This is a genomic window from Gilliamella sp. HK2, assembly GCF_001690265.1.
Lineage (GTDB): Bacteria > Pseudomonadota > Gammaproteobacteria > Enterobacterales > Orbaceae > Gilliamella > Gilliamella apicola_C.
On sequence record NZ_LZGV01000042.1, the window covers coordinates 1 to 8,067 of the forward strand.

4 protein-coding genes are annotated in these 8,067 nt (G+C 37.7%); all 4 read right to left on the reverse strand.

Translation table 11 applies throughout. The features are described from left to right. The coding region (locus A9G45_RS03530) for a DUF6708 domain-containing protein (RefSeq protein ID WP_218057018.1) at positions 1-510 on the reverse strand (510 nt) is incomplete at its 3' end. A gap of 16 nt (positions 511-526) precedes the next feature. After that, on the reverse strand, positions 527-4,204 hold the full coding sequence (locus A9G45_RS03535) for a toxin VasX (protein WP_065566608.1): 3,678 nt from the start codon (positions 4,202-4,204) through the stop codon (positions 527-529). A 17-nt stretch (positions 4,205-4,221) separates the two neighbouring features. Then, positions 4,222-5,103, reverse strand: coding sequence for a hypothetical protein (locus tag A9G45_RS03540; RefSeq protein ID WP_065566609.1), 882 nt, complete (start codon positions 5,101-5,103; stop codon positions 4,222-4,224). Then, positions 5,103-7,589, reverse strand: coding sequence for a type VI secretion system Vgr family protein (locus A9G45_RS03545; RefSeq protein ID WP_081297808.1), 2,487 nt, complete (start codon positions 7,587-7,589; stop codon positions 5,103-5,105). The genes A9G45_RS03540 and A9G45_RS03545 overlap by 1 nt, the downstream gene beginning before the upstream one ends. Between the last annotated feature and the right edge of the window lie 478 nt (positions 7,590-8,067).

The window sequence follows — 8,067 nt, forward strand, 5'->3', positions numbered from 1 at the left end:
TGTCATACACCCTTGAATATCTGCCCAATTAAACTCTTTAACTGTAATTTCTTTTGCTTTTAAAGGTGAGCAAGTAAACGTTCTTAATGAGCCAAAATATAAAAGGCAATGATCATAAATATAAACCTTACCTGTTTTACGATTAAAACGGATTGGGCAATCTTCAGGAGCAAAAAGAATATTCGAAGCCATTAGAAAAAGAAAATAAGTTAAAAATATTAATAATAAACAACAAGGTATAACGATTGCGTTGCCATCAGTGTCTATAATAGTATTTGGTATGATCCATGATAACCCACATATAGTTACTAAATTACAAAGTAACACAATAGTAACCATAAATATACGAAGAAAAGGATTCATCCCTGTGAACCGTCGTGAAAATTCACAATAATCATCATTAGCATAACGTAATTTTTTATTATTACTTAAATGTAATTGTGTTGTATATATTCCTTTATGCAAATCTTCGCGCCATGCGGAAACTTGCGGTTGATATTTGGATGGCATGATTACGTTCTCCTTTTTAGTTGATAATATGTTCCACACGTAGTGGCGATTTGGCGTCTTTACCTTGCCAGTAATGTAATATACCAATCACTTTTTGGGCTTTTACCCTTAATTCAGCAACTTTTTGGTCTATCACCATGGTAGCATTTGCATTTGATTCAATAGGATAATCTTTAGAAGCAACCCAACGTACTAAGTCATGATTACATTGATTGGGTGATACCGTAACATGTAGATATTGTTTATCTGTACCTTGCTCAATTTTGACTTTAGCCGATTGTCCTTCAGAATCAGTTAGATAGACCATGCAGGTATAACGGCTTTGCGCATCAAAATTGGGCAATTTAATATGCACATGCAATCCACCGGCATAAATTAATGCGGCGTTTTCATCTGAATCATTACGAATATCGTCCAAAAAGAACTCCATATCATAAGATTGATAATTTAAAGCTAAATAAACACCTGAAAGATAGGCAAAATAGTCATTTAATGCGGCACTGGTGCCAACCGCGGTGAGAGGGTAAGGTTGTCCTTGTTCTGGATGTTTATGTTGACCAAAATAGCAACGGTTAAACCAAATTTGCAATGGTGACCACCGATCGGCTTCTGAGCCTATATACACTAAAATTGCGCCAATAACGGCAATAGCTATAGCTACAAGTGCAACCACAAGGGTAGCGGAAAATATTGCACCATACAAAGATATGATTCCAGATATAGTTGTTAAAACTCCTCCAATTATAACTAGCTTAGCATCACCACTATCACCATTTTTAGCATAATTATACCCTTTATAAATATCCATGACCCCGTCCAATATTGTAATAAGTGCTAGCGTTCCTCCTGTAACTTTTATAAACTCCTTACAACTTGGTATCATAGTGGTAAAAATATTTATTTTAGGCAATGCACCAACTAGATTAATCGTGTGGGCTATTACTTCGGCCGACATTAACGACATAATTACACAAGTCTTAGCCATATCATTAAGGATTTCCTCTTTCACTTCTTGCCGCATTTCACGCCCTTGAGTTTCGAGTACTTGCCTATTTTGATTGTATAAAATCCCTTGCAAAAATATCATTATTCCATTTATTGCAATACCTTTGGTGGAATCTAACTTGACTCGTTGTTTGGTTTTTGCCATTGCTGTTTCAAGGTCCGCTAGGGTTAGCTCGCTATCAAATTGGTGGGCGTGTTTGATTTCAGCACCTAATATCTTTTTAGTTTTGGGAAGTGTGGTTTCTTTTAATTTCCCCTCTTTTTTTAAGGTATTAATCATGCTATCCATTGAGGCTATATCATCAGCTACCACCATAAATTCCATTTGAACCGTTTTTTCAAGCTGGCTTTTAGTGAGTTTGCTTTCAAATTGCCAACGCTTATCGGCATCCGATACTTTTGATAACTTATACAGCTTGGAATTTTTATCAATACTCACCGATGATACATCTGAATGTTCCATCAAAATTTCATAAAATTTGGGTAGGTTTTTAATTTTGATCGGTAAACTTATGCGCCTATGCTCAACGCCCGAAAAAACTTTAAGCTGTTCTATGCTATGGTCTTTCATTAAAACTTCGTTAATTAACTTGGCGTTCTTTGGTAGATTAGCAAAACCGGCAGTCATCCAATTCATTAATACTTCCATTTTATCAACAAATAAGGTTGTATTTTTTTTATCAATTGGCAGATCCATAATAGCGTTAATTTTGTCCACTATTTCGTTGAGATTTGTTACATTTGTTTGGTGGTTTGCTACACCTTGATTTTGCTCCATTTCAACAATCCGTTGTTTGAGTAACCTTTCATACAGATTATTGTCCTGACCTTTTAATAGATAAAAATAGATGGAATTTTCGTCTTGTAATAGGCTGTCCCATAAGCCAAACTGTTCAGGTAGCTTCGCCATTTGTATATTACCTTGTAATATGGCGGTAATATCTTCAAAATAGCCTAAGTGGTCTTTAGAGTAGTCGTTTTCTTGTTCACGCCGCCAAAACTCAACTTGGTTATAATCGGTCAGTCCTGCTGGGGCATATTTAGACGGTTTATCTTTTGAGCCAAAAAGCCAAGTAACATACACTAAATAATCGATTGATATTGCGTGGATGTCTTTTACAATTTCATCCAATAGTTTTTTATCTTCTTGGCGAAATGCAGCTAGTTTACCCTTATCTAGCCGTGCAGACAGCTTTACCCATTCTTTATCAAATTTAGATTGTATGACACCTTCTTTCGTTAATGAAAAACGATGTACATCCACATAATTGTTATAAGGGGGTCGAGATTGATTTTTTTGTTTTAATAATGCTGCTTTCTCATCACTCTTTAAGGTAACTTCTTTCCAACCTTCTGATTTTAATTTGTTAATACTATTTATATAATCAGCCATCTCTTGTTGCTCGTATTGCCCTTGCTTACAAGGTGGTTCATAAACATCCTTATATTGTGTTTCATTATATTTACCGTCTTTTTCATTTTCTTGCTCTACTTGATTCGTAAAATAGTTCTTTAATCCTTTTTCATAAGCGTCAATACAAGATACAATCCTACGTTTATAGGCTCGATTAGTCGTGAAATATTTATGATAATATTTTGGGGTATTTGTATTGGGTTTTAGAGGGATGGTTATTGCTTGTGATTGTGCGGTGTCACTTTGATTATCATCAATATTAGGATTTATAAGGCTTTGAAAATAATCTTTCGCATATGGAAACAGTTCTGGTAATTCATCAGACGCATTTAACCAGTTATCCGATGGCGTATAATCTGCTATTTTTTCGTTATAGGCATCGGTTAATTTTTTTTCTATTGCTCGTTCGTGCTCTAAAAAGGCATTATTAATCGGGTCAAAGTTCCGCAATCGTTGAGCATTAAGCTCTTCGGCTATGCCGAAGGTGTCTTCTAATACAATGCAACCGATTGTACATTGATACTGCTTTTCAAATTTTGCGGCTATATCTGCAATTGCTTTTAAATTGTCTTTATCTGAATAATCATAAAATTCATGTGCGCTTGGAAAACGCACATTAAAATCTTTTTTCTCAAAGAAAAACTCAGGTAAATAAGGTGCTTTATTCTTGTCGAGTAAATCGTTGAAAGCAAAGCTACGGCCGTCGGTTAAATCGGTAGGACTGTTTCGCGTTTTGTCGTTTATCGTTACTTTGGTAAATCGTCTTAAATCAGCATCTGGCGAACGGTAATAATCTTCAATATCTTTTGACCAAGCTCGACGGCTATAAGCTATCCATACCGTGGCATTTAATACATCAATATTGGCAAAAATAGCGGGGATATTGTGGTTCTGTTCAGTGCATTTTTCAGCTAAATCTTCAATCTCGTATTTTTTCATATGGTAAATGGATCGATGCCGTAATGCTCCTTTCGAGGTCACTTCGTAGCCTAATAATTTTCGATTGCCATTTTGTTCCATTAGTACATAAACATACCCTTTGCGTAACATTCTTAGGGCGTATTTATGCTTGGTTAATGTCACGTTAGGGCGCCTATCGGTTAATTCGGGTACGTTTTTTGACCAGTCTATACCGTGATAAGCATTCGGATTAATAACCGATTGGCGAACTAAAAAAAATGGCATGCCGTTTCGTTGACAAGTGCCACATCCACCATCTGCCATTGCCGAGGTATTCTTTGCTTCTTCAAAAATATTAGGGTCGATTTTGTTCATGATATATTCCTTTTTTATTATTGTTTTAGTTCTATTTGACTCAAATGTTGTGCTAAAGTGCCCGGTTCATCTATCGCTTTAGCTATCGCGGCTTTTAACGATTTTGGGTCTAACCGGTTTTTATAGCTCATCAGCACTAATGAGAAAGTGAATAGATCGTTACTATCTTCTAACCCTTCTCGTTTCGCTTGGTTATAAAATTCAGCGAGTAATAATATGTCTGCATCTTCCATATTTTTATTTTGATTTTCACAAATATTTTGCCAAGCCACTGTTAGATGATATAGGTTAACTGATTGTTTTAAAAAGTTTTTAGTTTCTTCTGTTACAAATATATCAAAGGGCTCTGGCGTATAAGGTAATGATTGAATAATCTGCAAATGATTGTTGAATGAGGTAAAACAGTAGGTGCTACAGCAGTTTAATAAATTAGGTAACCAATCAGGGCAAATTTTATTGCCTTCTTGCAATAAAAACATGCGAAACGGCTCATAAAAAGGAACAAAACGAACCCCAATTAGTTGACCTAACTTTAAACCGATATTAATTAGTTGATGACTTAATAAATCAGGTTGATTTTCACTGACTAGGCAGGCACAGATATACCGTTTTTGCAGTGAACCTTCTTGCTTTAGTTGGTTACTGATAAAATGAACCAATTTTTTATTGATTGGTTCATCAGGTTTGGCGATCACAACTAATTTTGGACAATGACGCTGATCGTGGATTAAATCTGGCCTTGGTACAATTTGGATAGCTTCTTTCCCTCGATTTTCTTGTAAACTTTCCATCGATAATATATGAAAATAACTTAGCGAAACTAAGTTATCAATTAGTAGATAACGATACTGCTTGCGTGCTTTTTCATTATCTAAAAGATTGAGTATTTGCTTTTCCATTATGCTGACTCCGAACAAGTATCGCCTTTTGGCAAATTGGGGATTGGTGCTTGGTAATTTGCAGGTCCTAATATACGAAAGCTCGCCGATTTAACCTGAACATCACCCGGGGCGAGCATTTTTATCCCGCCATTTTCAATCACAATAGCGGCACCATCGCACGTTAATGTGAGTTTTTTATTTGCCGATATAATGACTTCACTGTCGGTACTGGTAATTTTCATATCCTGTTTTGAACTTAATTGCATTTCATCATTTTGAGCCTGTATATCGACATTACCTTGCGAAGCAAATATCTTTATGCCCATTTTATTGGCAAATAGGCTTATCATGTTGCCGGCTGTCACCATAAAGCGTTTAAACGCACTAATATCAACGGTGTTTTGTGCTGTTTGGATAATGTTTTCACCGGCGGTGTGTTGAATTGAACTTGGGGTGACATCAGCCATGCCAGCCGGTGCGTAAGTGAGTATACCGGGTTGTTTTAGTTCTTTTAAGCTTTGTTCAAATAGCTGTTTTTGAGTTTGTAAATCAGCCAGTTCAGCTTTGGCGGCCTCGGCAAGTTCATTGAGCCGTTTAACCATTTCAGCAGCTTGCGCTAGTTCTTTAACGGCGTTGTCCATTTGTAGCTGTATATGGCTTGCTTGTGTTTGTTCTTCACTGGTTATATACAGCCCTTTACCCGCTCTTATCGCCCCCCATTCATCCGTGCGCAGTTCAAAGCCTTCACCACGTTGTGCTTTTTTTTCGTTAACAAGGTGACCTAAGTTAAGTTGGCTTTTGCCGTATTCGGTGGCAAGTTTGATATGCTCTTGCCCGCGCTTATCATCCATGCGCAGTTTGTTATTGGCGGGGGTGCGAATGACATTGCGGTGTTTGTTTACTGTGGTCACATGGTCAGGGTGGGCGCTGTCGTGCATGGCATGGGCAATATACGGCCTATCGGGATTGCCATTCATAAAGGCAATCGCCACTTCCGTGCCATCAATTAACGGAAAGTGAAAACCATAAGTGTTACCCGAATAAGGTTTGGCTAAGCGTACCCATAAGCTTTCAGTGCCCTTTTTCCACGCTTTTAAGTCAAAGTTGAATTTAACTCGGTAGCGCCCGTGAGTGTCAATATAGCCGTAGGTGTCATTATCAGGGCTAGTCACTCGTGCGGGTAAGGTGCCACTGACTTGTGGCCAGCGTATAGGCGCGGGGCGATAGGGTTTTAAGGCTTGATAGGGAATGGCGGTAAAGGTGAGTGCATAGGCATCGGTACGGTTACCTTGTCCTTGCACACTTAAAATAAGGATACCGTCATTAATATTCGTCAGCGGGCTGCCGTTGATATTAATCCATTGACCGGGGGCAAGGTTATAGTGATTACTCTTACCTTTAATGATAATTTGCTGGCTAATCGCCTGCTCATGGCGAATACGGGCATACCACTGACCACTTTCAATCTGATTATCGTTTTGATTATCGTTATACTGGTTACTACCATTAGGATTACCATGGTTACCAACGCCATTGTTATTTGTGCTACTCGTTTGCGAGTTATCTTGTCCGTTGCTATTTAAGCCTTTATAGTGCTCGGCATAACGGTAATCCTTGCCATAGGTGGTGAGGACTTTGGGTTGGGTGTTTATTTCGCTCTGTAAGTCGGCTAGGGCATCACGGTAGTTATAGTCTTGAACGGTCACTGAGGCGGGTACCACTTCGCTATGTAAGGTGATATCCCAAACACTTTCCACACCCGTATCGGCCATGCCACTCGGCAGTTTATAGTCAATATCGGCCACTTGCGCATAGCCTTGTTCATAATCACTTAACACCATCACATCACAATCATGTTCGGCATGGGTTTCAAAACGAAACCAGATACCGACATCGGCCAATAAGCGTTGAATAAATTCTAGGTCACTTTCTTGCCACTGGGTGATAAACTCCCGTTCAGGGTAGCTGTCTTTGAGCGCTAACCGGTAATCAATGCCGGTAAAACCGTGACTGCGTAGCACTTCTTCAACCACGCTGACCACACTTTGATTTTGAAATAGGGCGCTATTTTTCCCCACGGCCAGCCGTGCTAAGCACGAAGATAACACGACTTGGTAATGGGCTTCATCTTTATTGACTGAGAGCTGGCTAAATTCAGTGATGACCCCATGCAAAGTGCGTTTATTCGTCACGGCGGGCAAGTCGCTTAGTGAACGAATAGCGGAAGTTAATGGCTTGTTAATAACAGGATTAAAGAAGAAAGTCGATTTTTGATTAAGGAACGCATCGGGCGATAAGGTTTTGTCAGGGCTGGTAAAGGTAATCACATAACGCCAAGGTTGGTTTAACTGCTCATTACCGTCAACATGCAAAACCGAAATCGGTGCGGTCAGCCCGTCAACGGTTAAGGTATAGCGGTTATGGCTAACCCCCCCTAAGCCGTCTATTAAATGGCTAAACTCGCCACCGAGTTGACCCAAAAGGCGATTAAGTTCATTCGACATGTTTTCCTCTCCTATTATTTCTAATAATTTATCCCATTTATTTTTATTATATTATTGGTTTATCGCTATATTATTGTTTTTACGTTGGTTATTTTTAGCATAAGCGATAATGCAAACAGAGTATAAACTATTTTAACGGGAAATTTAACTTTTTTAATGAATATCTTTGTTTAATATTAATAATTTCAATTAGTTAAACTAGTATGTTGGCGTTATTTAAAATCTTCATTGAATATACAATTTAAACTTTTTATTTAAACGTTTTGCAGCTTTATCAATTGGATCTATTAACTCATTAAATTTAAAATGATTTCATACTGAAACGGTATAGATTCCTGAATATTTTTTACAAAAATTGCGTCTTTTTTAATTTAAAAGGTCGTTCATGTTAATTAAAACAACTATTGGCGTTATTTAAAATCTTCATTGAAGAAGTAATTTAAACTTTTTATTTAAACGTTTTGCAACTTTATCAATT

Bases quoted from the DNA above. Each gene is read 5' to 3' on its own strand.
- A9G45_RS03535 (WP_065566608.1), bottom strand. From the start codon at position 4,204: ATGAACAAAATCGACCCTAATATTTTTGAAGAAGCAAAGAATACCTCG.
- A9G45_RS03545 (WP_081297808.1), bottom strand. From the start codon at position 7,589: ATGTCGAATGAACTTAATCGCCTTTTGGGTCAACTCGGTGGCGAGTTT.
- A9G45_RS03540 (WP_065566609.1), bottom strand. From the start codon at position 5,103: ATGGAAAAGCAAATACTCAATCTTTTAGATAATGAAAAAGCACGCAAG.